This window comes from Prauserella flavalba (assembly GCF_003202235.1).
GTDB classification, from domain to species: Bacteria; Actinomycetota; Actinomycetes; order Mycobacteriales; family Pseudonocardiaceae; genus Prauserella_A; species Prauserella_A flavalba.
Window position 1 is genome coordinate 89,688 of record NZ_MASU01000015.1, and the last position, 25,782, is coordinate 115,469.

General features: G+C 69.0%; 25 protein-coding genes. 17 read left to right on the top strand and 8 right to left on the bottom strand.

Translation table 11 applies throughout. The annotated features are described in order from the left end of the window. Window positions 1–22: 22 nt before the first annotated feature. Genes BA062_RS32590 through BA062_RS32600 form a run of 3 tightly spaced genes read right to left on the bottom strand, consistent with a single transcriptional unit; the run spans window position 23 to window position 4,481 of the window. A complete protein-coding gene (locus tag BA062_RS32590) occupies window positions 23–1,693 on the bottom strand; it encodes a hydantoinase B/oxoprolinase family protein (RefSeq protein WP_110342979.1) in 1,671 nt (556 codons plus the stop codon). Further along, the gene (locus BA062_RS32595) at window positions 1,690–3,720 is read right to left on the bottom strand and encodes a hydantoinase/oxoprolinase family protein (RefSeq protein WP_110342980.1); all 2,031 of its coding nucleotides are present in this window, start codon (window positions 3,718–3,720) and stop codon (window positions 1,690–1,692) included. Before BA062_RS32595 ends, BA062_RS32590 begins: the two co-directional genes overlap by 4 nt. A gap of 32 nt (window positions 3,721–3,752) precedes the next feature. Beyond that, window positions 3,753–4,481, bottom strand: coding sequence for an IclR family transcriptional regulator (locus BA062_RS32600; RefSeq protein ID WP_110342981.1), 729 nt, complete (start codon window positions 4,479–4,481; stop codon window positions 3,753–3,755). A 201-nt stretch (window positions 4,482–4,682) separates the two neighbouring features. Here BA062_RS32600 and BA062_RS32605 point away from each other — a divergent pair, with 201 nt between their 5' ends. Continuing rightward, the gene (locus BA062_RS32605; protein ID WP_110342982.1) at window positions 4,683–4,916 is read left to right on the top strand and encodes a hypothetical protein; all 234 of its coding nucleotides are present in this window, start codon (window positions 4,683–4,685) and stop codon (window positions 4,914–4,916) included. A 129-nt stretch (window positions 4,917–5,045) separates the two neighbouring features. After that, window positions 5,046–6,965, top strand: coding sequence for an alkyl/aryl-sulfatase (locus tag BA062_RS32610; protein ID WP_110342983.1), 1,920 nt, complete (start codon window positions 5,046–5,048; stop codon window positions 6,963–6,965). Between the two features lie 43 nt (window positions 6,966–7,008). Here the strand turns inward: BA062_RS32610 and BA062_RS32615 are convergent, their stop codons facing one another. From BA062_RS32615 to BA062_RS32625, 3 genes are all read right to left on the bottom strand, one after another. After that, complete coding sequence (locus tag BA062_RS32615; RefSeq protein WP_245960116.1) at window positions 7,009–7,260, bottom strand: hypothetical protein; 252 nt, start codon at window positions 7,258–7,260, stop codon at window positions 7,009–7,011. A gap of 69 nt (window positions 7,261–7,329) precedes the next feature. Next, window positions 7,330–7,782 carry a DUF7144 family membrane protein gene (locus tag BA062_RS32620; protein WP_110342985.1) on the bottom strand — a complete coding sequence of 151 codons (453 nt, stop codon included), beginning with the start codon at window positions 7,780–7,782 and terminating at the stop codon, window positions 7,330–7,332. Then, complete coding sequence (locus BA062_RS32625) at window positions 7,779–8,570, bottom strand: SulP family inorganic anion transporter (protein ID WP_110342986.1); 792 nt, start codon at window positions 8,568–8,570, stop codon at window positions 7,779–7,781. The genes BA062_RS32620 and BA062_RS32625 overlap by 4 nt, the downstream gene beginning before the upstream one ends. Before the next feature lie 270 nt (window positions 8,571–8,840). On the opposite strand from BA062_RS32625, the gene BA062_RS32630 reads away from it, so the two are divergent. From BA062_RS32630 to BA062_RS32700, 15 genes are all read left to right on the top strand, one after another. Next, window positions 8,841–9,953 carry an AI-2E family transporter gene (locus BA062_RS32630; RefSeq protein WP_110342987.1) on the top strand — a complete coding sequence of 371 codons (1,113 nt, stop codon included), beginning with the start codon at window positions 8,841–8,843 and terminating at the stop codon, window positions 9,951–9,953. Between the two features lie 162 nt (window positions 9,954–10,115). Further along, window positions 10,116–11,441 carry an aromatic ring-hydroxylating oxygenase subunit alpha gene (locus BA062_RS32635; RefSeq protein WP_110342988.1) on the top strand — a complete coding sequence of 442 codons (1,326 nt, stop codon included), beginning with the start codon at window positions 10,116–10,118 and terminating at the stop codon, window positions 11,439–11,441. Then, the gene (locus BA062_RS32640; protein ID WP_168214158.1) at window positions 11,438–11,956 is read left to right on the top strand and encodes an aromatic-ring-hydroxylating dioxygenase subunit beta; all 519 of its coding nucleotides are present in this window, start codon (window positions 11,438–11,440) and stop codon (window positions 11,954–11,956) included. Before BA062_RS32635 ends, BA062_RS32640 begins: the two co-directional genes overlap by 4 nt. Then, a complete protein-coding gene (locus BA062_RS32645; protein ID WP_110342989.1) occupies window positions 11,956–12,930 on the top strand; it encodes a zinc-binding dehydrogenase in 975 nt (324 codons plus the stop codon). The genes BA062_RS32640 and BA062_RS32645 overlap by 1 nt, the downstream gene beginning before the upstream one ends. 29 nt (window positions 12,931–12,959) lie before the next feature. Continuing rightward, window positions 12,960–13,823 carry an alpha/beta fold hydrolase gene (locus BA062_RS32650; RefSeq protein ID WP_110342990.1) on the top strand — a complete coding sequence of 288 codons (864 nt, stop codon included), beginning with the start codon at window positions 12,960–12,962 and terminating at the stop codon, window positions 13,821–13,823. Window position 13,824: 1 nt separating this feature from the next. After that, window positions 13,825–14,604, top strand: coding sequence for an SDR family NAD(P)-dependent oxidoreductase (locus BA062_RS32655; RefSeq protein ID WP_110342991.1), 780 nt, complete (start codon window positions 13,825–13,827; stop codon window positions 14,602–14,604). A 32-nt stretch (window positions 14,605–14,636) separates the two neighbouring features. After that, window positions 14,637–15,491 (top strand): VOC family protein, encoded by an 855-nt coding sequence (locus tag BA062_RS32660; RefSeq protein WP_110342992.1) that lies wholly within the window; start codon window positions 14,637–14,639, stop codon window positions 15,489–15,491. Further along, a complete protein-coding gene (locus BA062_RS32665; RefSeq protein ID WP_110343057.1) occupies window positions 15,484–16,476 on the top strand; it encodes an amidohydrolase family protein in 993 nt (330 codons plus the stop codon). The genes BA062_RS32660 and BA062_RS32665 overlap by 8 nt, the downstream gene beginning before the upstream one ends. Window position 16,477: 1 nt before the next feature. Beyond that, window positions 16,478–17,620 (top strand): acyl-CoA dehydrogenase family protein, encoded by a 1,143-nt coding sequence (locus tag BA062_RS32670; protein WP_168214159.1) that lies wholly within the window; start codon window positions 16,478–16,480, stop codon window positions 17,618–17,620. Continuing rightward, the gene (locus BA062_RS32675; RefSeq protein ID WP_110342994.1) at window positions 17,617–18,765 is read left to right on the top strand and encodes a CaiB/BaiF CoA transferase family protein; all 1,149 of its coding nucleotides are present in this window, start codon (window positions 17,617–17,619) and stop codon (window positions 18,763–18,765) included. Before BA062_RS32670 ends, BA062_RS32675 begins: the two co-directional genes overlap by 4 nt. After that, window positions 18,762–18,956 (top strand): ferredoxin, encoded by a 195-nt coding sequence (locus BA062_RS32680; protein ID WP_110342995.1) that lies wholly within the window; start codon window positions 18,762–18,764, stop codon window positions 18,954–18,956. The genes BA062_RS32675 and BA062_RS32680 overlap by 4 nt, the downstream gene beginning before the upstream one ends. Window positions 18,957–18,960: 4 nt before the next feature. Further along, a complete protein-coding gene (locus BA062_RS32685; protein ID WP_110342996.1) occupies window positions 18,961–20,142 on the top strand; it encodes an NAD(P)/FAD-dependent oxidoreductase in 1,182 nt (393 codons plus the stop codon). Continuing rightward, window positions 20,139–20,945, top strand: a complete 807-nt coding sequence (locus tag BA062_RS32690; protein ID WP_110342997.1) for a 2-keto-4-pentenoate hydratase — start codon at window positions 20,139–20,141, stop codon at window positions 20,943–20,945. The genes BA062_RS32685 and BA062_RS32690 overlap by 4 nt, the downstream gene beginning before the upstream one ends. After that, entirely contained in the window at window positions 20,942–22,105 is a 1,164-nt protein-coding gene (locus BA062_RS32695) for a CaiB/BaiF CoA transferase family protein (RefSeq protein ID WP_110342998.1), read from the top strand. The genes BA062_RS32690 and BA062_RS32695 overlap by 4 nt, the downstream gene beginning before the upstream one ends. Before the next feature lie 211 nt (window positions 22,106–22,316). Further along, window positions 22,317–23,543, top strand: a complete 1,227-nt coding sequence (locus tag BA062_RS32700) for an MFS transporter (RefSeq protein WP_110342999.1) — start codon at window positions 22,317–22,319, stop codon at window positions 23,541–23,543. A 48-nt stretch (window positions 23,544–23,591) separates the two neighbouring features. Here the strand turns inward: BA062_RS32700 and BA062_RS41095 are convergent, their stop codons facing one another. Both BA062_RS41095 and BA062_RS32710 read right to left on the bottom strand, forming a co-directional pair. After that, window positions 23,592–24,329 (bottom strand): FadR/GntR family transcriptional regulator, encoded by a 738-nt coding sequence (locus tag BA062_RS41095; RefSeq protein WP_110343000.1) that lies wholly within the window; start codon window positions 24,327–24,329, stop codon window positions 23,592–23,594. A 128-nt stretch (window positions 24,330–24,457) separates the two neighbouring features. After that, a complete protein-coding gene (locus BA062_RS32710) occupies window positions 24,458–25,309 on the bottom strand; it encodes an FAD-binding protein (protein WP_245960117.1) in 852 nt (283 codons plus the stop codon). Window positions 25,310–25,782: the final 473 nt, after the last annotated feature.

The window sequence follows — 25,782 nt, forward strand, 5'->3', positions numbered from 1 at the left end:
TCCAGCGGGGGAGTAGGGGCGGCTAGGCGGTGGGGGCGTAGATCCGGGCGGCTGTCTCCTGGTCGAGGTAGCCGTGTTCGATGTCGGTGGCGACGGCGTCGCGGTCGCGTTCGGCGATGGGCCCGTACCCACCACCACCGGGCGTGCGCAGGCACACGATGTCGCCGGCGCGCAGCGAGACGTTCTCGCCCTTGCTGATCATCGGCAGGATGACCTGCTCGCCGTCGATGCGGAACCACGGCGACGACGTCTGCCCGGGCGTCCCGCCCGCGCGGCCGACCGGTGCCGTCTTGGCCTGGTCGCCGAGGAGGCTGGCCTGGCCTTCGCTGGCGGTGAACTCGAACTCGAAATGGACGCCGAAGCCGCCGCGGTGCCTGCCGTGGCCCGCCGAGCCGTCGCGCAGGCCGTACTTGCGGAAGCGCAGCGGGTAGCGTTGTTCGAGGGTTTCGATCGACTGGACGCGGCCGATGCTCATCAGCGAGCAGCCGTTGGACAGCCCGTCGCCGCCGGGGTGGCCTCCGTAGCCGCCGCCGAGGAACACGTACAGCACGAACGGGGTGCCGTCCTCCTGCACACCGCCGATGGACAGGTTGTTGACGGTCGCCGACGATCCGGCCGGAACGCGATCGGGTGCGGCTTCGGCGAGCGCCCCCATGACGGCGGTGATGATGCGCTGGCTGGTTTCGGCCGCGCACCCGGCCACCGGCCTGGGCGGTTTCGCGTTGAGGAAGACGGTCTCCGGGATGACGAAGGTGATCGGCTCGAAGATGCCGGAGTTGATGGGGATGTCGGGGAACAGGTGTTTGATCGCGACGATGCTGCTGGACACCGTGGCGGCGTAGACCGAGTTCATCGGCCCCTGGCACGGCGCGGACGACTCGCTGAAGTCGATGGTCAGCTCGTCCCCGGCGACCGTGATCCGTGCGTCGACGCGGAGCACCTCGTCGGTGATGCCGTCGTTGTCCATCTCTTCGACGAAGCGGTAGGTGCCGTCGGGGATTTCGGCGATGTGCGAGCGCATCTGCCGCGCCGACCGCTCACGCAGGGCGTCGATCACCGCGTTCACGAGCTCGGGTCCGTACTCGTCGAGCAGTTCGGTCAGGCGGGTCTCGCCGGCGCGCAACGCGGTCGCCTGGGCGTCGATGTCACCGAGGACGTCCTCCGGCAGGCGGGAGTTGGTCTGCAGGATCGCGACGATGTCGGTGTTGAGCTCGTCGCCGCTGAACAACTTCACCGGCGGGAGACGCAGGCCCTCCTGGTAACAGTCGGTGGCCGCGGCACCGAACCCGCCGGGTACGCGGCCGCCGAGGTCCGGCCAGTGCCCGGTGTTGGCGAGGTAGGCGAACAACTCGCCGCGGTAGAAGAAGGGCCGCACCATCTTGGTGTCCATGATGTGGGTGCCGCCCGCGAAGGGGTCGTTGACGATGAACGTGTCCCCCTGGCGGACCTCACCGGTTTCGGCGATCACGCTCGCCACCGTGTACTGCATGGTGCCCACGAAGATCGGCAGCCCGCGGGTGCCCTGGACGATCATGCTGCCGTCGGTCGCGGAGTAGATGCCGTCGGCTCGGTCCCAGGCGTCGGAGATCACCGGGGAGAACGCCATGCGTTCGAAGACGGTGTCCATCTCGTCCGCGATCTGTTCGAGCCTGCCGCGGATGACGGCGATGGACAGCGGGTCGAGGTCGGTCATGATGCCACCTTCACGATGAGGCTGCCGTTCTCGTGAACGGTCGCGGATGTAGCCGGGGGAAGCACGATCGTGGTGTCGCTCTGCTCGACGATCGCCGGACCGTGCAGGGTTTGGCCGGCCTGGAAGGAGTCGCGGTGCAGCACGGGGACCGTGTGGCTGCCGTCAGCGAACACGACGGTGCGCTCCCGGGGCTCCGGGTGCTCCGACGGGGTCGCCGTCACGTGGCTCAGCGGCTTGCGCCGGCCGGTCACGACGGTGCGCAGGCTGATCAGCCGGATCGCGCCGGAGGGATGACGACCCTGGTAGATCGCGAGGTACTCGCGGTGGAACTCCTCGCCGAGCCGGTCCGGGGTCCACCCTTCTCGTTCGCCGCCCAGTGGAACGCGGATCGAGTAGAGCTGCTTGCTGAAGCTCATCTCGGCGACGTGCTCGACGGTGATGTCGGAGTCGGCGAACCCGTCGGCTTCCAGGGTTTTGCGGCCGAGCTCGGCCTGGTCGGCCAGGATGCGTTCGACCCCGCCCGCCGTGCAGTCCTCGACCTCGGCGCCGACCGCGGTGACGTAGTCGTACTTCACGTCCGCGATCAGGCAGCCGTACGCCGACAGTGCGCCGGGGTGAGGCGGGACCAGAACCGTGGTGGCACCAACGGCTTTCGCCAGTTCGGCGACGTGCATCGGCCCGGCGCCACCGAAGCCCACCAGGGCGAACTCGCGTGGGTCGTGTCCCTTGTCGACGCTGACCATGCGGATCGCGTTGGCCATCTTCTCGTTGGCGAAGCGGATGATCGCGAGCGCGGCGGCGGTCACGTCGAGTCCGAGCGGTTCGGCGACGTGAGTGCGGATCGCGTCGGCAGCGGCGTCGCGGTCGAGCGCGAAACCGTCCTGCGTGCCCAGGCGCTGTTCGGCGGTGATCCGCCCGAGGACGATGTTCGCGTCGGTGACCGTCGGGCGGGTGCCGCCGCGGCCGTAGCAGGCGGGGCCGGGGTCGGAGCCGGCGCTTTCCGGGCCGACCTGGAGGATCCCGGCGCGGTCGACCGAGGCGATCGATCCACCGCCCGCGCCGATGGTGGTGATGTCGATCATCGGAACCTTGATCGGGACCCCGTAGTCGATGGCGCTTTCCGCGGTCACCGCAGGGCGGCCGCCCGGGATCAACGCGACATCGAAACTCGTGCCGCCCATGTCACACGAGATGACGTCCGGGAGGCCCGCGGCCTCACCGAACGCCGCCGCGGCTACCGTGCCCGCGGCCGGACCGGACAGCAGGGTACGGACGGCGAGCTCGCCCCCGCGGCGGGCCGGGATCAGTCCTCCGTTGGACTGCATCACCTGCACGTCCCGGGCGAACCCGTCGCTCTCCAGCCGCTGCTGCACCGCGCCGAGATACCTCGACATCGGCGCGCGAACGAAGGCGTTGACCACCGTGGTGGTCGCACGCTCGAACTCGCCCGGCTCAGGGCACACCTCGTACGACGCGGTCACTTCCACACCGGGCAGGAGCCGGCGCAGCTCGTACGCGAGTGTCCGCTCGTGATCGGCGTTGACGTAGCTGTTGAGCAGGCATACCGCGACGCTCTCCACTCCGGATGCGCGAAGCGCGGCGGCGACCCTGTCCACGGACTCGGGGGAGAGGGGCTCGACGATCCGCCCCTGTGCGTCGATGCGTTCGTCGACCTCGAACGACAGGCTCCGCGGCACCAGCGGCCGGTATGTGCCCGTCAGCCCGTAGGTCGTGGGCCGATCGCGCCGGCGCAGCTCCAGCACATCGCGGAAACCACGCGTGGTCACCAGCGCGGTGCGCGATCCCTTGCGCTCCAGTACGGCGTTGGTCGCCACCGTCGTGCCGTGCACGACCGCGTCGAGTTCGCCGAGCGGCACGTCGAACTGCCGCAGGCCCGTGAGCAGGCCGTCGGCCTGGCGGCCTGGGGTGGAGAACACCTTGGCCAGGCGTAGATTTCCTGTCACCGCGTGGTAGAGCAGCACGTCCGTGAACGTGCCACCCACGTCGATTCCAGCAACGATTTCCATCGCGAGCGTCAACCTCGGTTTTCCCCAGCCGGTCAGCGCCGGCTGGACAACAGTTCGGTCATCTTCTGCGCCGCCTCCGTCAGTGGCTCGATCCACTGCTCGGCACGGAAACGGCTGGTGGGTCCGGCCACGCTGAGCGCGGCCACGTAGTGCCCGCTCCCGTCCGCGACCCCGGTGGCGATGCCGGAGATGCCTTCCGCGTACTCCTGGTCGTTCAGGGCGTACCCCTGCCGGCGGATCTCCGGGAACGTGGCTTTGAGCTGAGCCTTGGTACGGATGCTGTGCACGGTCACGTGTGGCAGCACCTCGCCCGGATACAGGCTGTCCACCTGGTCGTCGGTCATGTGCGCGAGCAGGAACTTCCCGGATGCGCAACTGATCAGCGGCATCCGCGTGCCGACACCGATCTCCGCTCGCAGTACATGCTTGGTCTCGAACCGCTGGATCATGATCGCGTCGCGGTTGCGGAGTACCGCGAGCGAAACGGCTTCGCCGCACAGATCGGCGAGGGCACGCATCGGCGTGATCAGGTCGCCACCGAACCGCGCCGCGTCCGGCACGGCCGAGCCCACCTCGAACGCGGTCAGCCCGAGCCGGTATCGGCTGTCCGCGGTCCGCTCCACGAAGTCCTGTTCGAGCAGGGTGGCGAGCAGCAGGTGGGCCTTGCTCTTGGCGATGTCGAGTGCCCGCGCGACCTCGGTGATGCCCATGCCGCCCGGGTTGTCGGCGAGCAGGCGCAGCACACGCAAAGCGGTGGCCACGGTGCTGGAGGTTCGCGAGGTGTTTGACATATACGAACGCCTTTCGTAAGATGCGAACACACGGTAAACAGTGCGCGAGGCCGGGTCAAGGCCTCGCGTGTTTCCTTCGCGTAACCGGCTTCGTGGCGAGCGCTCGCCCGCGCGAGCTGGTGTGTCCCCGCCACGGGTTGCGCTCAAGGCCAACCACGGCGCAAGCCGACCGTGGGACTCGCCTTCACCGACTCCGGAGAACAGGTCACCGTCCGGGTGCGGCACCAGGTCCTCGTCGTCACCGAGGGCATCGCGAACAACGGCGACGCCGTCGTCGAGCTGACCGGCGCCGATCTCGCCGGGACCACCAGCGTCACCTCCAAGTCCGGCGACCCGGAAGCCTGGCCGGAGCCGCTCGGACTGCTGGACCGGGAGATCACCGGCTTCAACCTGCATATGCGCTAGGCAGCGAGCCACTGCCCGGTGCTCGTGACGCAACCGGCCTCACCCTCCGCGGACGACGTCTCTCCGGGCCCACCCCACGACCATGCGATGCCGGGGGCCTTCTCCCGTGACCGTGAGAAAGGGGAACCAATGACCGAGAAGCAGGCGACTCCGCGGATCGTCGCGGCCGCCTCCGCACTGGAGGACCGGCTTCCGTTGGCCGACACCGGCGACATGGAGGACGCCGAGCGCGGATTCGTCGGCGCGCTGCGACCCGGCCAGGTGCGAGCGGCCGACGGCAGGGTCGTGTGGGACGCCGACGCGTGGGCCACCGTTCTGCAGGCGGAGCGGCCCGACACGGTGAACCCCAGTCTGTGGCGGCAGGCGCGGCTCGTCGCTCTCCACGGGCTCTACGAGGTGACCGACGGCATCTACCAGGTGCGCGGCATGGACCTGTCCAACATGACGCTGGTCGAGGGCGACAAGGGTGTCATCGTGATCGACCCGCTGATCTCCACCGAGACCGCGGCGGCCGCGCTCGGCCTCTACCGTGGGCACCGCGGGGACCGCCCGGTGACGGCGGTGATCTACACCCACAGCCACGTCGACCACTTCGGCGGTGTGCGGGGCGTGGTCACCGGCGACGACGTGGCGTCCGGCCGGGTGCCCGTCCTCGCCCCCGAGGGGTTCGTCGAACACGCGGTCGCTGAGAACGTCTACGCCGGCGCGGCGATGGCCCGCCGGTCGGCCTACATGTACGGGGCGGCCCTGCCGGTGGGCCCCGCCGGCCAGCTCGGCGCAGGGCTGGGCATGAGTGTCTCCACCGGCACGATCACGCTGATCCCGCCGACACTCGAGGTCACGAGGACCGGCCAGGAGGAGGTGCTGGACGGCGTGCGGATCCTCTTCCAGGTCACGCCGGGCACCGAGGCGCCCTCGGAGATGAACTTCCTGTTCCCCGACCACGGCGCGCTGTGCATGGCGGAGAACGCCACCCACACCCTGCACAACCTGCTGACCCTGCGCGGAGCGCTGGTTCGCGACCCGCACGCGTGGGCGCGTTACCTCACCGAGGCCATCGACCTGTTCGCGGACGCCACCAGCGTCGAGTTCGCCTCGCACCACTGGCCGACGTGGGGACGCGAGCGGGTTGTCGCCCTGCTTTCCGAGCAGCGCGACCTCTACGCCTACCTGCACGACCAGACACTGCGCCTGCTCAACAAAGGCTATGTCGGTGTGGAGATCGCCGAGCTGCTCGAGCTGCCGCCGGGGCTGGAGAACGCCTGGCACACCCGCGGCTACTACGGGTCGGTCAGCCACAACGTCAAGGCCGTGTACCAGCGATACCTGGGCTGGTTCGACGGAAACCCCGCACGGCTGTGGGCGTACCCGCCCGAGCAGGCGGGCCGCCGCTACGTCGAGGCGATCGGTGGGCCTGAGGCGGTGCTCGACGTCGCGCGGCGGGCGTTCGACGACGGCGACTACCGGTGGGTCGGCGAGCTCGCCGGGCACCTCGTCTACGCCGACCCGGGCAACACCGCCGCACGCGAGCTGCAGGCCGCCGCGTTCGAACAGCTCGGCTTCGGTGCCGAGAACGGGACCTGGCGCAACTTCTACCTCGTCGGGGCGGCCGAACTACGTGGCGCCACGGTCGGGACGCCCACGGTGACGGCGTCGCCGGATATCCTCGCGCAGCTCACGCTCTCGCAGCTGTTCGACAGTGTCGCGATCCGGGTGGACGGTCCACGCGCAAGCGATCTGCGCGTCGGCATCGACTGGTCGGTGACCGGCCCGGACGGCGAGGAACACCGGTACTGGTCCCGGATGTCCAACGGCGTGTTGACCCACGGCGACGGCGTGGGCCGGGAGAAGCCCGACGCCGTCGTCCGCACGAGCCGCGGGGCCCTGCTCGCGCTGGTCACCGGCCAGACCCGACCAGACGAGTTGCAGGAGTCGGGTTCGCTGAGCATCGAGGGCGCCACGGATGTCCTCGCCCGCATCCTCGAGGTGCTCGACACCCCCGACCCCGGCTTCGCCATCGTCACGCCGCGGCCGCCGCATCCCTCGTGAGCGGCGCCACTGAGACCGGATTCCCTTGTGGACAGTGTGACGGTCATCCGGCCGGGTCCGGCTCCCGTGCTTCCTCGTCCGGGGGTGGGAGCCGGTGGACCGAGACGATGTGCAGGCCCAGGTCTTCCAGCAGCGCCAGCAGTCCGTGGAGCTGAGCCGCGTCGATGATCCGGCCGTAGATGATGGTCTCGGGTGAGGCCGGGACCACGGTCAGCGCGCCGAAGTCCCAGACGGCGTCCTGGGCCAGCTCCGACATCCGTCCGCTGACCCGCAGCTCGTAGCGTGCTGGTGACACGGATGCAGTCCTCCTCGCCATGTGATCACCGTCGACCCGACGTCGTCGGCAGGTTGGCAAGCCCTGCCGTCAGGCGTCGACCTCCCTGCCGTGCACCACCACGGCCCAGATCACCAGGATGTCCAGCACGATCGCGATGATCGACCAGGCCGGGTAGGCCGCGAGGAACGTCAGCTGCGCGATCGCGTTGACGCTCGCGATGAGCACCGTCAGCACGCGTGCCCACATGCGGCCGCTGAGCAGGGCGAAGGCGGTCAGGATGGCGACCGCGCCGATGATCAGGTGTATCCAGCCCCAGGCGGTGATGTCGAACAGCAGCAGCCCCTCGGGGCCGATGGTGTAGAACTCGTCGTTGAAGATCGCGACGAGGCCGTAGATCAGGGTGAACACCCCGAGCATGGCCATGATGATCGCGGCGAACCAGATCCAGCCCACCCACGGCGTGCGCCGTGTCCCGCGTTCGGGTGGTGTGGTGGAACCCCGGCTGGTGGCCCTGGAGTCCTGCTGCATCTGCTCGGTCATCGTCGGCTCCCTTCGCACGGCACCAGCGCAGTCAAGCCCCGGAGTGCGCCTCCGGACGTCGCCCGTAGCGGATGAGAACGCCTTCGCCCGTGCCCTGGCGCGGCGCGGCCGGGTTCGCGGGCCGGGGCCGCCCGCCAGGTCGACGTTCCGGACGCCCCACCCGGAGAAGGTGAGGCGGCGAGCCCCCGAGGTGTGTGACCGTGCGCGGCGCGATCATGGGGAGGAGCGCCAGGATGACCTGGGACGAGCAGTATCCGCAGCGCCCCCGGTCGGCCCGCGTGGCAGGCCGGGGGCGCCGAGCGCCGAACCTGCCTCTGGCCCTTCTCGACGCCGAGCAGCTTCGGCACCTGCCCGGCGATGATCGTCAGCGCCAGCCCCAGGATGAAGCCCTTGAGCACCGGCTGGGAGATGAACGCCGCGAGCACCCCGAGCCGCAGCAGGCCCGCCGCGATCGCGATCACCCCCGCGACCACGGCACGCCCGGTGGTCAGCGCGATGACACGGTCGCCATGCCCGCCCGCCAGTCCGGCCACGGCGGCCGCCGACAGTGCGGCGGTGGCGGACATGGGTCCCGTCACGAGATGCCGGGAGCTGCCGAACGCGGCGTACAGCACAAGCGCCGCCGGCGCGGCATACAGGCCCACCACCGGCGGGACCCCGGCGATGGTCGTGTACGCGAAGGCCTCCTCGGGGACGAGCACCGCCCACACGGTCATCCCGGCAACGAGGTCGCGCCGCCACCAGGACGGCCGGTAACCCGCGAGCGAACGGAAGACCGGCGTCCTCATGGCCGCTCCGCTCACCGTGCGCCGTCGCTGTGCTGACGCCGCGGCACGGCTTCACCATGATCGGGCTCCTCCATCCGGTGAATGGGCACGCAGGTCCTCAGCAGCCTCGGCACATGGACCGGGTGCTGCCTCGCCTGCCGGTGGTGATTCGGCGACTTCCCGATGCCCCGGGCTCTCCCTTTTCCCAGGGCCCGTTGTGGGGCCGGAGGCACCCGTCTCATCCGGCAGTGACGAGGCGCGCGCGACGCGGCGTTGCCTAGCGTCGCCGGAATGAAGGCGTCCGGACGGGAGCTGATCGCGCGCGGCGTGCCCCGCGGACTGATGCTGCTCATCGGGGGCGCGTCGGTGGTCGTGATCATCGCCGGCCTCAAGCTCGGCGCGTGGCTGCTCGGTCCGTTCTTCCTGGCCGGGGTCATCGTGATCACGCTGAGTCCCGCGACGCGCTGGCTGCGCGCGCACCGTGTTCCCGGGTGGGTCTCGACGGCACTGCTCGTGGTGCTCGTGTACGCGGTGATCGCCGCCCTCGTCCTGGTGCTCGTCGTGTCCATCGCCCAGCTCGCGTCGCTGCTGCCCAGCTACGCGGGACGTGCGCACGATCTCGTCACGGGACTGGCGTCGGCGCTCGAACGGTGGGGCGTCTCGCCGCAGGACCTCCGTCCGGCCACGGACGACCTCGACTTCGGCCGGCTCGTCGGGTACGTGCGAGCGGTGCTGGGCTCGGTGACCAGCTTCGGTGCCGGGCTTCTGTTCCTGCTGGCGCTGCTGCTGTTCCTCAGCATCGAGGCTGCGATGGCGGGCGCACGGAAGCTCGCGGTCACGGCCGACCGGCCCGGGATCGGTGCGGCGATCACGGAGTTCGTGCACGGCACCCGCCGCTACATGCTCGTCACGACGGTGTTCGGCCTGATCGTCGCCGTGCTGGACGCCATCGCCCTGCTGATCATGGGCATCCCGTTGCCGGTGCTGTGGGGCGTGCTCGCGTTCATCACCAACTACATTCCCAACGTCGGCTTTCTGCTGGGTCTCGCGCCACCCGCGCTACTGGCCCTGCTCGATGGCGACTGGCAGCTGATGCTGGCCGTCATCGTGGTCTACAGCGCACTGAACTTCGTGGTGCAGTCGCTGATCCAGCCCCGGTTCGTGGGCAACGCGGTGGGGCTGTCGACGATCGCGACCTTCGTCTCCCTGGTCTTCTGGGGATGGATCATCGGCCCGCTCGGCGCGATACTGGCCGTGCCGCTCACGTTGCTGGTGAAGGCGTTGCTGGTCGATGTCGATCCCCGGGCGCGGTGGGTCAACGCCCTGCTCGCCAGCCGTGCCGTCGTGCTCGACCGCCAGGTGCCCGCCGACGCCGAGCGGGACGTGACGCGAGACCCCGAGTGAGCGCCGCGGCGCCGGGCGGAACTCCCGAGTAGCTACGCCGGCGGGGGTTGCCGCTTGGCGGCGAAATCCGGCTGAGTTTCCCAGGAGACGGTCCCGAGGGTTGACTCGGCGGACGCCGAGCCTGTTCAATGGCCCAACCAATGGACCACGAAGGAGTCGAGGATGACTGGCTTCGCGCCTCGATCCAGCCACGTCGCCGAGGTGGTGCGGATCCCCGGACGGGAGACGGAGTTCGTTCGGGACCTGCGTTCTCCCAACCGTTTCCTGGTCAGCCGGGCGGTGTTCACCGACGAGACGGTGCTCGCGAGGGAGCGGGAGGAGGTGTTCTCGAAGTGCTGGATCTACGTGGGGCATGTCTCCGAGGTGCCCAAGCCCGGCGACTTCGTCGCGCGTGAGGTCGCGGGGCGGCCCGTGCTGTTCACCCGCAACTCGGCGGGTGACGTGCGCGTGTTGCTCAACTCGTGTTCGCACCGCGGTGCCGAGGTCTGCCGGGAACGCCGTGGCAACCAGCGGCGGTTCCGGTGCTTCTACCACTCCTGGTCGTTCAACAACGACGGGCAGCTGGTGTCGATGCCGGACGAGGAGGGCTTTCCGGAGGGATTCCGCAAGGAGGACCACGGGCTGGCTCAGCCCGCGGCCGTGGGCCAGTACCGGGGGTTCGTCTTCCTGACCTTCAACGAGGAGGCCGAGCCGCTGACGGACTACCTCGCGGACGCCAAGTACTACCTGGACCTGACCGCCGACCAGGCGGCGGACAGCGTCGGCATGATCGTGCAGCCGGGCACCCACGAGTACTCGATGAGGTCGAACTGGAAGCTGCTGGCGGAGAACAGCTCCGACGGCTACCACGCGATTCCGGTGCACAAAACCTACTTGGACGTGCAGAAGTCGCGCGGCGACCAGATCGCGGGCAGCACGGACAAGGACTGGAAGCAGTCGCACGCCTTCGACCTCGGCAACGGCCACACGGTGACGGTCAAGCAGGCACCGTGGGGTCGTCCCATCGCTCGCTGGCGGCCGTCGATGGGGGACGACACCAAGGCGACGGTCGAGGAGTCCTACCGGCGCCTGGTCGAGGTCCACGGTGAGGAACGCGCCCAGCTCATCGCGAACCTCGACTTCAACATGCTGATCTTTCCCAACCTGGTGATCAACAACATCATGGCCGTCATCATCCGCACCTTCTATCCGAACACGCCGGGGCACATGAATGTCACGGCGTGGTCGCTCGCACCGGCGGACGAGTCCCCGGCGGCCCGCCGCGTGCGCAACGAATCCTTTCTGTCGTTTCTCGGGCCCGCCGGTCTGGCCACGCCGGACGACAACGAGGCGCTGGAGTCCTGCCAGCGCGGTTACCAGAGCAGGCCGGGTCAGGGCTGGAACGACGTGTCGCGCGGCATGGACAAGGCCGACCCGCCCAACTGGGACGAGCTGCAGATGCGCACGTTCTGGCGGCGTTGGGACGAGCTGATGGGAGGCAAGGCGTGATCGACGCTCCGGACAGCGTGCAGCTGTCGTCCAAACGCTACGACCGGGCGCGGGTAGAGGACTTCCTGTACTACGAGGCGCAGCTGCTGGATGCCTGGAAGCTCGAGGAGTGGCGCGACCTGTTCACCGCCGACGGCCGCTACGTCGTGCCCGCCACCGACAACCCGGCCGGCGATGTCGACATGGATCTCAACCTCATCGACGACGACCTGGTCGGCCTCCACGGTCGTGTCCAGCGCCTGATGAGCACCTACGCACACATCGAGAACCCGAGGTCCACCACCGCCCGCGTGGTGAGCAACGTCCGTCTCTGGGACGACGACTCGGGTGACCTGGGCGTGCGGTGCACGGTGGTGGTGTACCGATCACGGTTGCCCGGCACCACGTCCTACGTCGCCGACGTGCGCTATCTGCTGCGCCCGGAGGACGGTTCGTTCCGGATCGCGGCGAAACACGCGATTCTCGGCCACCACACGCTGCGCGACGTCGGCGGCGTCCTGTCGATCATCCTCTGATGGCGGCGACGATGCGTGCGGCGGTGCCCGTCGACGGGGCCATCGAGATCCGCGAGGTGCCGGTTCCGCAACCGGGTCCGCGCGAGGTGCTCGTCGCCGTCCGGGCCGCCGGGATGAACCGCGCGGACCTGCTGCACCGCCAGGGGCGTTACGGCCAGCGGGCGTTCCGGCATCCCGGCAGGCCGGACATCGCCGGGATGGAGATGGCGGGCGAGGTCGTGGCCGTCGGAGAGTCGGTGGAACGCGTCGGGACCGGAGACGCGGTGCTGGCGCTGTGTGCCGGCGCCTACGCCGAGTACGTGGCCGTCGACGAGCGATTGTCGCTGCCCGCGCCCGCCGGGTCGCCGTGGCCGAGCCTTGCCGCCCTTCCGATGGCGCTGCTGACAGCGTTCGAGGCTTTGGCACGGCTGGCCGGCCTGCGGCGCGGACAACGTGTTCTCGTCACCGGGGCCACCTCGTCCGCGGGACTCATGGCGGTGCAACTCGCCCGGGTGCTCGGGGCCGGTGAGGTGATCGGGACGACGCGTTCGCGCGAGGCGGTGCCGCTGTTGCGGCGGCTCGGCGCGGCCACGGTGGTCCACGACGGACGTGACCTCGCCGGGCGGGTGGGCGACGACGGGGTCGACGTGGTGATCGACCACGTCGGTGGCGCGATGTTCGAGGCGAGTGTCCCGTTGCTTCGCAAAGGCGCCTCGGTGGTGTCGGTCGGCCGCCTCGGAGGCCGGTCCGCGCGGATCGATCTCGCCCGGTTCGCCGGAACCCGCGCCCGGCTGCTCGGCACGACGTGGAAGACCCAGGAGATCGACGAGATCGCGGACTCGGTGGACGCGCTGAGGACCACCGTCTACCCGCACGTCCTGAACGGCGAGCTGGTGCCCGTGGTCGGCAGGCGGATCCCGTTCGGCGACATCGCTTCTGGCTACGAGCACCTCACCGGCCCGCGCGAGCCGGGCAAGCCCGTCGTCGTGCTCTGACCGACAAAGACCGAAAGGAGTGGTCATTCATGGCTCATGAGAGCGTCTGGACCGACCTGCGTGGTGTCGCGTTCAGCCAGCGCTGGGTGGATGCCGGGGGAGTGCGGACCCGGGTCCTCGAGGCCGGGAGCGCGGACAAGCCGGCGCTGATCTTCATCCACGGAACGGGCGGGCACGCCGAGGCGTACGTGCGCAACCTCGGCCCGCACGCGGAGCATTTCCACACCTATGCCATCGACATGGTCGGCCACGGCTTCACCGACAAGCCCGACCAGAGCTACGACTTCGCGGACTACGTCGATCACCTGCTCGCCTTCCTGGACGCGGAGGGCATCGAGAAGACCTCGATCAGCGGTGAGTCGATGGGTGCCGGCATCGCGGCGTGGTTCGCGCTGACCCATCCCGGGCGCGTCGACAAGATCGTCCTCAACACGGGTGCCGCACTGCGCCTCGCCGACGACGTCGTCCAGCGGTTCGCACGGCTGTCCATGGACGCCGTGCGCAACGCGACCCCGGACAGCGTCCGCAAGCGGCTCGAGTGGCTCGTGCACGACCCGGCCGACGTCTACGACGACCTGGTCGCCACGCGCCTGGCGATCTACCGGGACCCCGAGTACGTGGCCAGGATGACCAACATCCTGAAGCGGCACACCGACCCGGACGGACAGGACCGCAACTGCCTGGAGCAGCACCATTGGGAGAAGATTCCGTGCCCGGTGCTCGTCCTCTGGACCGACCACGACCCCTCGGCGCCGCCGGAACAGGGCAGGCAGGTCGCTGACTGGATCCCCGATTCCCGGTTCGCACTGATGACCGACGCGGGTCACTGGCCGCAGTTCGAGGACCCCGAGACGTTCAACCGGATCCATCTCGACTTCCTGCTGGGGCGCTGACATGGGCGAGACGGAGCCTGTCCTCGCTGACCGCTTCCGCGGTCAGGTGGTGGTGGTGACCGGCGCCGCAGGCGGCATCGGCAGTGCGATCATCACCCGCGCCGCCCGCGAGGGCGCGCACGTCGTGGCGGCCGACCGGGCGCCGGACGGGGAGCGGAAGGTCGCCGGGTTCCTCGGCGGGAACGCGCCGGAATGGTGCTATGTCGGGGCGGAGCTGTCCAACCGGGACGGAGCGGAACATCTGATCGCGGAGGCGACCAGCCGGTTCGGGCGGCTGGACGTGCTCGTCAACAACGCCGGTGGCGGGATCATCAAACCGTTTCTCGACCATTCGCCGGAGACCATGCGCGAGACGGTGGACCGCAACCTCTGGACCACGGTCTGGTGCTCGCATCGCGCCGTAGCGGTCATGCGTGGGGCCGGCTACGGGCGGATCGTCAACATCGGCGCCGATTCCGTCCGCAATGGACTGTACGAGCACGCGATGTACAACGCAGCCAAGGGCGGAGTGCACGCGCTCACCACGGGAATGGCCAGAGAGTTCGCCGTGGACGGCATCACGGTGAACACGGTGGCACCCACCGGGACCGAGACACCCTTCACGTTGTCCCGGCCTCCGGAGGCGGTGGGTCGTTTCGAGAAGACCCGCAGGCTCATTCCCCTCGGGCGCTTCGCCACAGCGTCCGAGGTGGCCTCGGCCGTGCTGTACCTGGCCAGCCGGGAGGCCTCCTTCATCACCGGTCAGGTGCTCAGTGTCAACGGCGGCTCGACGATGCTCTGACCGCTTTCACCGGCCAACACAAGGGAGAAGAGATGGACACGCTGATTCCACACCGGCTCGGTTACGTGGCGCTGGACGTCGCCGACCTCGACGAGGCGGCCGCCTGGTGGACCACGTACGCGATGCTCGAGGTCTCCGAACGAACGGACGACGCGATCTATCTTCGCGGGGGCACCGACCACCACTGGATCGTGCTCCACCACACCGACGGCACGCCGGGCTTGCGGAAGCTGGCGTTCGAGGTCGGTGAGCGCGCCGATCTCGAACGCTATCGCGATCGGCTGGCCGGGGAGGGCATCGAGGTCACCGATCACGACGGGGCGTGGACCGGCAAGGCGATCCGGTTCCGCGATCCCAACGGTTACCTCGTCGAGCTCTTCGCCGACATGGGCAACATGGGCATCACCCCCACCACACCGTGGATCAATCCCGCGGACCTGCTGCACGCCGTGGTGGCGGTGTCCGACCTGGAGAAGTCGTTCGACTTCTACGGCCGGGTGCTGGGCCTGCTGGAATCCGACCGGGTCATGGAACGCACCATCTTCCTGCGCGCCGGCAACCAGTACCACCACTCGCTGGTGCTGGGCGCCGGCCGTGGCGAGCCCCCGTTGCTCGACCACATCGCTCTGCACTTCCGCGACATCGACGACCTGATGCGTGTCCGGCAGAACTTCATCGAGCGCGGCGAGCCGTTCGCCCGGGACCTCCTGCGGCACCCCACGTCCGGGTCGATGGGTTTCTACGCCAAGGCCGTGCCCTCCCCCTCGACCGTCGAGTTCTGCATCGACCACGGCAAGATCACCGACCCGGACCACCGGCCGCGGGCGATGGCCAGGGCCCGGTGGGCGTCGAACGTCTGGCTTCCGCCGGTGAACACGCATGCTTGACGTCCACACGCACTTCCTGCCACACGACCTGCCACCTCCTTCGGAGTCGGCGGTCGCGGAGGGTTGGCCGGTCACCGAAGCGCACGGCGAGGAGATCAAGGTCTTTCAGCGGGGCCAGCACGTGCGCACGATCGGCTCACCGGCGTGGGACCCCGCGGCACGAATCAGGGACATGGACCGGGAAGGTGTCGTCGCGCAGGTCGTGCTGCCGACACCGTTCACGTTCCTCTACGACGCCGATCCCGACCTCGCCGCTCGTTATGCCAGGAGCCAGAACGATCGCCTCGCCGGACTCGTGGACGCGGGGGAGGGCAGGTTCTTCGGTTTCGGCACCGTCCCGCTGCAGGATCCCGGCGCGGCCGTGGAGGAGATCCGGCGGATCCGGGGTGAACTCGGGCTGCATGGTGTCGAGATCGGCACGCACGCGGATCGGTACCTGTTGCACGACAAGGAACTCGACGCGGTGTGGGCCGAGCTCGAAGTCTCCGGCGCGGCGGTGTTCGTCCATCCGTGGCGGCCCGTCGCCCCACACCGGTCCGGGCACCACGGTCTGGCGTTCGGACTCGGCAGGCCGATCGAGACCGAGCTGGCGGTCGGCTCGCTCCTGTTCGGTGGAGTACTGGACAGGTTCCCCCGGCTGCGGGTGTGCCTGGCGCATGGCGGAGCCGGGATACCGGCATTGCGCGGACGGCTCGACAACGGCTGGCGGCGGCAGGACCAGGAGTTTCCCGGCGTCAGGCCCGGCGAGGCCCTGCGCAGGCTCTGGTCCGATGGACTGACCTACGACGCCCGGGTGCTCGTCCTGGCCGAGGACACGTTCGGCGCGGATCGCATGGTGGTGGGATCGGACTATCCCTTCGCCGCGCGGGAAACGCCGGTCGGTGCCGCCTATCGGGATGCCGCGGGCGATCTGCGGATGGGTGAGCGCTGGCGTGATCAGACCACCCGCAACGCACTGGATTTTCTCGGACGAAGGGATGCGTGACATGAGGCTCGATCAGCACCACCAGGATTTCTTCACCGCGGTCAGGGACATGGCCGAGAAACACGTCAGCCCGGTCGCGAACGAGATCGACAGGACCAACGAGTTCCCCGCCCACCTGATCGAGGTCTTCGGTGACATGGGGCTGGTGCAGCTGGCGGTGCCCGAGGAGTACGGCGGCCCCGGCGGCGATCTGCTGTCGGGGTGCCTCGCCAGGGAGGCGGTCGCGCAAGCCGGCTCGATGGCGCTGGCGCAGCTTGCGGGCCAGAACTCCATCGTGGTCAACGCGATCCTGACGAGTGCGAGCAAGGAGCTGCTCGACGAGCTGCTGCCGACGCTCGCGAAGGGCCGCACGATCACGTGCATCGCGATCACCGAGCCCGACGCCGGCTCGGACCCGTCCCTCATGACCACCCGCGCCGTCAGGGATGGCTCACGCTGGATCATCAACGGGGCGAAGCAGTTCATCACCTGGGGCAGCATGGCGAAGTACGCCCTGGTGTTCGCCCGGACCAACGACCTTCCCGGCAGCAAGGGAATCAGCGCCTTCCTCGTCGACACCGCCCAGGACGGGTGGAAGGTCGCCAAGCACAACGACAAGATGGGCCAGCACGGCGTCCCCAACAACGAGATCTTCCTCGACGACGTCACCGTGGAGGACGCGTTCCTGGTCGGTGAGGAGGGCAACGGCTTCGGCGCCGCCATGCACGGCCTGCACCTCAACCGGCCGACGGTGTCCGCCATCGCGGTCGGTGCCGCGCAGTGCGCGCTGGACTACGCGATCGACTACGCCAAGCAGCGGGAGGCAGGCGGCCGGCGCATCGTGGAGTTCCAGGGGCTGCGCTGGATGATGGCCGAGGACTACACGAACATCGCGGCCGCGCGGCATCTCGTCTACGACTGTGCGCAGTCCTACGACAGCGGCGCACCGCAGGACGAGGTCACCAAGCTGTCGTCGATGGCCAAGCTCTTCGCCGCCGACACGGTGAACCGCGTCACCGCGAACGCCGTGCAGATCCTGGGCGGGCATGGCTACATGTCCGAGCATCCCGTCGAGCGGTACCTGCGCGACGCGAAGCTGCTCGGGATCTACGAAGGCACCAGCCAGATCCAGCGCAACATCATCGCGAAGCGGATCCTGCGATGACCCTGCCACTCGACGGCATCCGGGTCGCGGACTTCACGATCATGATCGCCGGCCCCTACGGCGGGCGCCTCCTGGCCGACGCCGGTGCCGAGGTGGTCAAGATCGAGCCACCCGAAGGTGACCCGATGCGCAAGCGAACCCCCGTCCGGGCCGGGGCGAGCAGCTACTTCGGCGCGCTGAACGCCGGCAAACGCAGCGTCGCCCTCGATCTGAAGAACCCGCGAGACCAGCGGCTGGTCCGGGAGTTGGTCGCGGAGTCGGACGTGGTCATCGAGAACTTCCGCCCCGGGGTGATGGCCAAACTCGGCCTTGACTACGAGACCTGCGCGCGGACCAACCCCGCGCTGGTGTACTGCTCGATCTCCGGCTACGGCCAGACCGGGCCCAAGGCGATGCATCCCGCCTACGCGCCGATCGTGCATGCCGTATCCGGCTTCGACCTCGCGAACATGCACTACCAGCGAATGGCCGACGTACCCGCGTCGACGGGCACGTTCGTCGCGGACGTGATGGCGGGCCAGGTGGCCTACGGCGCGATCGTCACGGCGCTGCTGGCCCGCGCCGGGCACGGCCGCGGCGACCACCTGGACGTGGCGTTGCTGGACATCATGCTATCCATCCTGGTCTACGAGCTCCAGGCCGCCCAGCACAGTGGGCCCGCACTCGGCAAGACGGTCTACCGCCCGGTCCGTGCGGGGCGGGAGTTCGTCATCATCGCCGCGATCACCGATCGCAACTTCCGGACTCTGGCCGGCGCCATGGGCCGCGAGGACCTGCTCGCGAATCCCCGGTTCGCCGACATGTCCTCGAGGGAACGGAACTGGGAGGAGTGGCAGGACCTCATCGCCGCGTGGGCCGAGAACCAGGATGCCGCCGAGCTCGAGAGGTACCTGCTCGACAAGGGCGTTCCCTGCGCCCGGTTCCGGACCGTCGCGGACGTGCTCGCCGACGACCACCTGCGAACGCGGGGCACGTTGCGCAGGGCGGAGGACGCCGCGGGCGGCTACGAGTACGTCGGGCTCCCGTTCCAGGCCGGACTGTTCGGCGGCGGCGCCGCCCCGACCCCCGTTCCTGGGCTCGGCGAGGACAACCACACGGTGTTCGGGATCGGCCCGGACAGCGCACTCTCCCGGGAAGCGACATGAAGGTTCGAGTAGACGAAGACAAGTGCTGCGGCTTCGCCGCCTGCCTCAGCGTGGCTCCCAAGGTGTTCGACATCGACAGCGACCAGATCGCGGTGGTCCTGGTGGACGGTGAGCTCCCGGAGGACCTGCACGCGTGTGCGCGTGAGGCGGCCGAGGCGTGCCCGACCGACGCGATCCTCATCGAGGAGTGAGCTGATGGACGTTCTCATCGTCGGCGCTTCGGTCGCGGGCGTCGCGACCGCCGACACGTTGCGAGCACAAGGACTTCAGGGCCGGATCGTTCTCCTCGACGCGGACCCGCACCTGCCCTACGACAAGCCGCCGCTGTCCAAGCAGGCGCTGAAGCCGGGCTGGGAGGACAGCAAGGGATGGTTGCGACCGGAAGCGCACTACCGCGACAACGGCATCGAGCTCGTGCTTGGCAGGGCCGCGCGAGCACTGGACGCCGAACGGCGGGTGGTGACGCTGGACGACGGTACTGCGCTGAGTGCGGACACGGTCGTGCTCGCCACCGGTGTGCGGGCGCGGCGGCTGCCGGAGCCGTCGATGCTGCCCGGGGTGTTCACGATCCGGACCTGGGCCGACAGCCGTGCCCTACGGGACGAACTCGCCCGGCGACCGCGCCTGGTCATCGTGGGCGGCGGCTTCATCGGGGCGGAGGTGGCGTCGGTGGCGGCCGAGCTGGGTGCCGACGTCACGATCGTCGAGGCTCTCCAGCACCCGTTCCAGCAGCTCTTCGGGCCGGAGGTCGCCGCCGCGCTCGCGAGCCGGCACACCGCGCACGGGGTGCGGCTGCGGTGCGGCCAGGGCGTGGACCGGCTCGAGGGTGACGGCCGGGTCGAGCGAGTCGTGCTCACCGATGGCGAAGTGCTCGACGCGGACGTCGTCCTGCTCGGACTCGGAGCACAGCCCGCGACGGACTGGTTGCGCGGTTCGGGCGTCGAGCTCGCCGACGGCGTCGTCTGTGACCAGTTCGGCCGTACCACGAGGACCGGCATCTACGCCGCGGGCGACGTCGCGGCGTGGTGGAACCCGGTGACCGGCGTGCACGAGCGCATCGAGCACTGGACGACCGCCAAGGAACAGGGCACGGCCGTGGCTCACACGATCAGCGGCGATGAGCGTGGCGTCGGCAAGGTCCCGTACTTCTGGTCCGACCAGCACGGCGGCCGTCTGCAGTTCCTCGGCACGTCCGAAGGGCACGACCGGTCCGAGGTCGTCCACGGAAGCCTGGGTAGCGACGAGTACGTGGTGCTCTACAGCAAGGCCGGACGTGTCATCGGGGCGCTCGGTCTCGCCGCGGCGCGGCACCTCATGCGCTACCGCCTCCTGGTCGAGCAGCGTGCCCGGCTGGCCGAACTGGAGGTGGCCTCGTGACCGTAGCCTCCGGCGAACTGACGCAGCAGGCGGGGAAACAGCTGTGGACGGCGCGCGAGACGGCGCGGGCGGTGCCACCCGTCCGGCACCTCTTCGCCGACGGTGACGCCGGTGCCGGGTACGCGGTTCAGGAGTTGCTGACCCTGCGCCGGCTGCGCGACGGTGCGCGGGTCATCGGCCGCAAGATCGGGCTCACCTCTCCGGCGGTCCAGCGGCAGCTCGGCGTCGACCAGCCCGACTTCGGAATCCTCTTCCACGACATGCTCCACAAGGGACCGGAAGCGATCGAGAGGTCCCGGCTGATCCAGCCGAGGATCGAGGGCGAGGTCGCCTTCATGCTGGGGGAGGACCTCGACGACGCCGTGCTGGACGCCGAAGTGATCCGCCGGAAGACCGCCTACGTCCAGCCTGCCCTGGAGGTCGTGGACAGCCGCGTCCAGGACTGGGATATCTCCATTGTGGACACGGTGGCCGACAACGCGTCATCGGGACTGTTCGTGCTGGGTGAGCAGAAGACCACACTGGACGCGATCGACCTGGCGGCGGTTCGGATGGAGCTGCGCTGCGCGGGCGAGGTCGTCTCCTCGGGCACCGGCGCCGACTGCCTGGGCGACCCCGTGACCGCGGTGCTGTGGCTGGCCAGGACGTTTCAGAGCCTGGGCCGCGTGCTCCGGGCAGGTGAGGTGATCCTCTCCGGTGCGCTGGGCCCGATGGTAGAGGTCCCTCCCGGCGGCGAGTATCACGCGACGATCACCGGTCTCGGGGACGTCTCGGCCCGGTTCGACACGGGAGCGCCCTCATGACGGGCGGGCCACTGGACGACGTGCTCGTGGTGGACCTGTCGCGGGCCCTGGCCGGGCCACACGCGGCCATGATGCTGGGCGACATGGGAGCCAGGGTCATCAAGGTGGAGCCCCCTGGCGGGGACGACAGCAGACAGTGGGGCCCGCCGTTTCTCGGTGGCGAGCGCGATCGTGAGTCGACCTACTTCTTCTGCGCCAACCGGAACAAGGAGTCGATCACCCTCGACCTGAGGTCCGGCGACGACCGCGAGATGCTCGCACGCCTGATCCAGCGGGCCGACGTCCTGGTGGAGAACTTCCGGCCCGGTGGTTTCGCCCGCCTGGGCTTCGGCGATGACCGGCTGCGCGAACTCAACCCGAGGCTGGTCCATTTGTCGATCACCGGGTTCGGCCACGACGGCCCGGAGCGTTCAAGACCCGGCTACGACCAGATCCTGCAGGGCGAGGGTGGGCTCATGAGCCTGACCGGAGCCGAGAACGGCGACCCCGCCAAGGTCGGGGTGCCGATCGCCGATCTGCTGGCCGGGATGAATGGTGCCTTCGGCGTCCTGTCCGCTCTCTACGAGCGAGAGCGGACCGGGAGAGGCCGCGTCGTGCGCACGTCGCTGCTCGCCGCGATGGTCGGAGCACACGCCTTTCAAGGCACCCGTTGGACAGTAGGGAAGGAGGTGCCGGTACCCGCCGGGGTTCACCACCCCTCGATCGCACCCTATGGCTTGTTCCAGACCCAAAGCTCGCCCGTCCAGATCGCGTGCGGTTCGGAACCGCTGTGGCGTGCCTTCGCCGGCGTCGTGGGTATCGATCCTGAGGATCCTCGCTTCGCGACCAACGCCCGCCGGGTGGCCAACCGGGCGGAGCTGACCGCGCGGATCCGGCGTGCTCTCGGTGCCAGGCCGGCCGGGCACTGGCTGCGCAGGCTTGCCGAGGCGGGCGTTCCCGCGGGCAGGGTCCGGAGCCTCGACGAGGTCTACGAGTGGGAACAGGTTGCCGCGCAGGGATTGCTCATCACGGTCGAGCACGCGACGCAGGGCATGCTCGCGCTGCCGGGACCGACGATCCGCTTCGACGGCAACAGTCACGCGGGAGGCCGGCGAACGCATCTCCCGCCGCCGACCCTCGGGCAGCACAACGATGTCATCGCGCAATGGCTGCGCACCTGACGAACGAACCTTCCACATCCATCCAGACCGGACTCGCTGTTGACGTCGCACCTGCCGTGTGGTTTCAATGGTTCAGCCAAACACCGGGTCCTGTTAGTACATTCGAATTGTTCCAACGGAGGAACCATGTCGATGCAACAACTTCCCGGGGGGGATCTCGCCCGCGACCAGCTCGGTCGCCGAAGTCGGTACCTCGCGGCGAGGCTGGCTGGTGGTCGCCGCGCTGGTGCTGTTCATGGTCGTCAACTGGGCCGACCGCTCGATACTCGGCCTCGCGGCGCAACCGATGATGGCCGACCTGGACCTCACGCCCGAACAGTTCGGCTTTCTGGGAAGCGCGTTCTTCTTTCTGTTCAGTATCAGCGGGATCGTCGTCGGGTTCCTCGCCAATCGCATCTCCAGCAGGTGGCTGCTGTTCGCGCTGGTGTGCGTCTGGTCGCTGACCCAGTTGCCGATCGTGTTCACCAGCTCGCTCGCGGTCGTCCTGATCAGCCGGATCGTGCTCGGCGCCGCGGAGGGCCCTTCCAACGGGCTCGCGACGCACGCCGCCTACACCTGGTTCCCTCCCGAGAAACGAGGCCTGCCCACGTCGTTCATCACGTCCGGCTCTTCCATTGCGAAGTTCGTGATGGCGCCCGTGATGACGTTCGTGATCGTCGGCTTCGGGTGGCGCGCCGCCTTCCTCACGCTCGCCGTGCTGGGTGCGGTGTGGTGCGTGCTCTGGCTCGCCATCGGCAGGGAAGGCCCCTACCGCGCGGCGAAAACGCCGGACGAGGCGGTCGAGACGACGGGCGAGCGCAAGGTGCCGCTGCACCGGATTCTGCTCAGCGGATCGTTCATCGGTGCGGTTCTCGGCACCTTCCCTCAGTATGCCCTGATCACCGTCGTGATGACCTGGCTGCCGTCCTACTTCGAGACCGCGCTCGGGTTCTCCGCTGTGCAGGCGGGCACGTTCTTCGGCCTGCCCAGCCTGGGCGCGATGATCGCGATGATCGGTGGCTCCTACGTCACCGACCGCGTCCTCACCCGCGGTGGGACGGCCCGGGTCGCCCGAGGTGTCGTGGCAGGTGCCGCGCTCGTTATCGGAGGCGCGCTGATCGTGGTGCTGACGATGCTGGACTCACCGTACGTCGTGTTGGGAATGTTCGTGCTCGGCTACGGAATCAGCATGTGCTCCATGCCCCTCATGTACGCCGTCGTCGGCAGCCTGGCGCCCACCCGGCAGCGCGCCGGGGTCCTCGGTGTGTTCCTGGCACTGCAGAACTCGGCCGGCATCGTCGCTCCGGCTGTGGCCGGCGCCCTGATTTCTTCCGCTCCGGACGAAGCGACCGGCTACGGCACCGTGTTCCTCCTGTGCGGAGCGATCGTCGTCGTGGGCGGCCTCGTGCTCACCGTGCTCGTCAATCCCGAGCGGGACACCCGCCGGATCAACGCCTGATCCAGATGTACCGAGGGGGCGCCCTTCACGGGGTGTCCCCTCGGTCGCTCAGGAACGGAAGTAGGAGCCCGCGTAGCTTCCGGTGAGCCACATCTTGTGGATCCTCTTCAGGTGACGTTCGGCCTCCAGCACCGCCTTGTCGGCGTCCCTCTTGTGCAGATGGCCGAGCAGCCGACGCCGGGAGCGAAGCACGATGTCGTCGTCGGTGGACGGCCCGACCGCCAGCACCATCTCCCGGAGCAGTTCCGACAGGGAGCGGACGAGAACCGACATCACGGGGTTCTTCGTCGCGTCGGCCAGCAGGTTGTAGAACTCGACATGGACCACCGCCTTGCGCTCCCAGTCGCCCACCGCCGACAGCTTCGAGGCCTGCTCGACGTTGTCCTCCAGCGCCTGCAGGTCCTCGGCGGTCATCCGCTCGCACGCCGAACGCAGCAGAGCGGGCTCCAGCCAGTGCCTCACCTCGGTGAAGTCGGAGACCGACACGTTCGCGGCCTGCAGGGCGTCCGACACGCTGCGTGCGGCGACGCTGCTGTCGAGCTTCTTGATGAACGCGCCTCCGGTCGCACCCTTCTTCAGCGTGATCTGCCCGGAGATCTCCAGCATGCGCAGCGCTTCCCGGACCGTGTTGCGGCTGACGGCGAACTGCGTGGCCAGCGCGCGCTCGGCGGGAAGCCGGTCACCGGGCTCCAGTTCGCCACGCTGAATGGACGTGCGGATCTGCGTGATGATCTCGTCGATCGCCCGCCTCGGCCGAGCGGGCTGAAACGTCACCTCATCGGCCACCGGCGCTGCCCTCCAGAGAATCGGATCATTGGCACCACCATTGTACCGATTCAGTGCTCTTCGAGGTCGAGGTGGATCACCGGGGAACGGTCTGCGCGCAGGCCCTGCATCACACCAAGATCATCCGATCACGTGTCTCCACGCTCACAACCTCCCTGCGCATGGCGGCCAGGGTTCTCTCGTGGTCCGGGTGCCTGTCCCGCGTGCCATTGGGCCAGCGGGCCGGGGTGACGCGGACGCGTCCCGTGCCTACGTCGCGGCGGTCGCGCGGGTCGCCGCCGCGCGGCCCGCGTGCGGCCGAACACGGCACCGTTCGTCAGGCCCGACCCGCCAGGGTAGTTGCCGTAGAAGATGCCACCCACCAGCTCTCCGCACGCGTACAGGCCGGGAATCACCTCGCCGTCGTCGTTGAACACCTCGGCGTCGCCGTTGATCTTCACGCAGCCGAAGGTGAACGTGATGCCGCAGGTGAAGGCGTACGCGCTGAAGGGCGGTGTCTCGATGGTGCTGGCCCAGTTCGATTTCTCGACCGGAAGCCCGTGCGTGCGTCGCCCGTCCTTGACGTTCGGGTTGAACGGAACGCTGACGTCGATACTCGCGTTGTACTCTGCGACGGTCTTCAGGAAGGAGGGCTTGTCGATGTCGCCGATCCGATCAGCAAGCCCTTCCAGGGTGTCCGACTGCCATTTCGTGACCTGCCTGATGCGGTACTCGTCGCGCAGGAGATGTTCGGTCTTGCTGTCGAAGATCTGCCACGCGATCTGTCCCGGCTGTGCCAGGATCACGGGGCCGTACTTGGCGTAGGTGTAGTTGCGGAAGTCGGCGCCCTCGTCGAGGAACCGCTGTCCGTTCTTGTTCACCATGATGGAGAACGGGTAGCTGTGTTTTTGGAATCCGTCGCCCACGGCCAGATCTACGATTGACAGCCCGCGCAGCCGTCGGGCGATGGTGGACGGCGGCGCGCTGCGGGAGCGGGCCACCCGGGAGGCCGCTCAGCCCCGTCGGCGCTGGTAGTGCGAACCGCCGGTGTGAGGTCGTCGTAGCGCAAGGGGATTCCAGTCGGGATGTTGAGTCCGGCGCCGAGTTCCAGTAGGGCACCAGGCGGGTGACCACGTCCCGGAGGCATTCGGTCAGCGGTACCTCGCCGTCCAGGTCCGCGTAGCGTGGGTCCCGTTCTGGTCGAACTCGCCGTCCCGCTCGACCGGGGGCGGCGGCAACCGGTCGAGCAGCGTGCGCATGCGGGAGCCGAGATCGTTGGTCAGTGCGCGTTGCTCGGGCCCAGGAGTCGGATCCGTTGTCGTCTCCGGCTTGAGCGGCGGCGACGAGCTCGGCGAGCGACTTCTCCTGCATCGGTGGTGGTCGGCTGGCCTGCGCTGCGGTGGCTGGGTAGGACGCTCCGCCGTCGCGAGTCCGCCGCCGCGTCGCCCGCCGACACCGACACGCAGGATCTTCC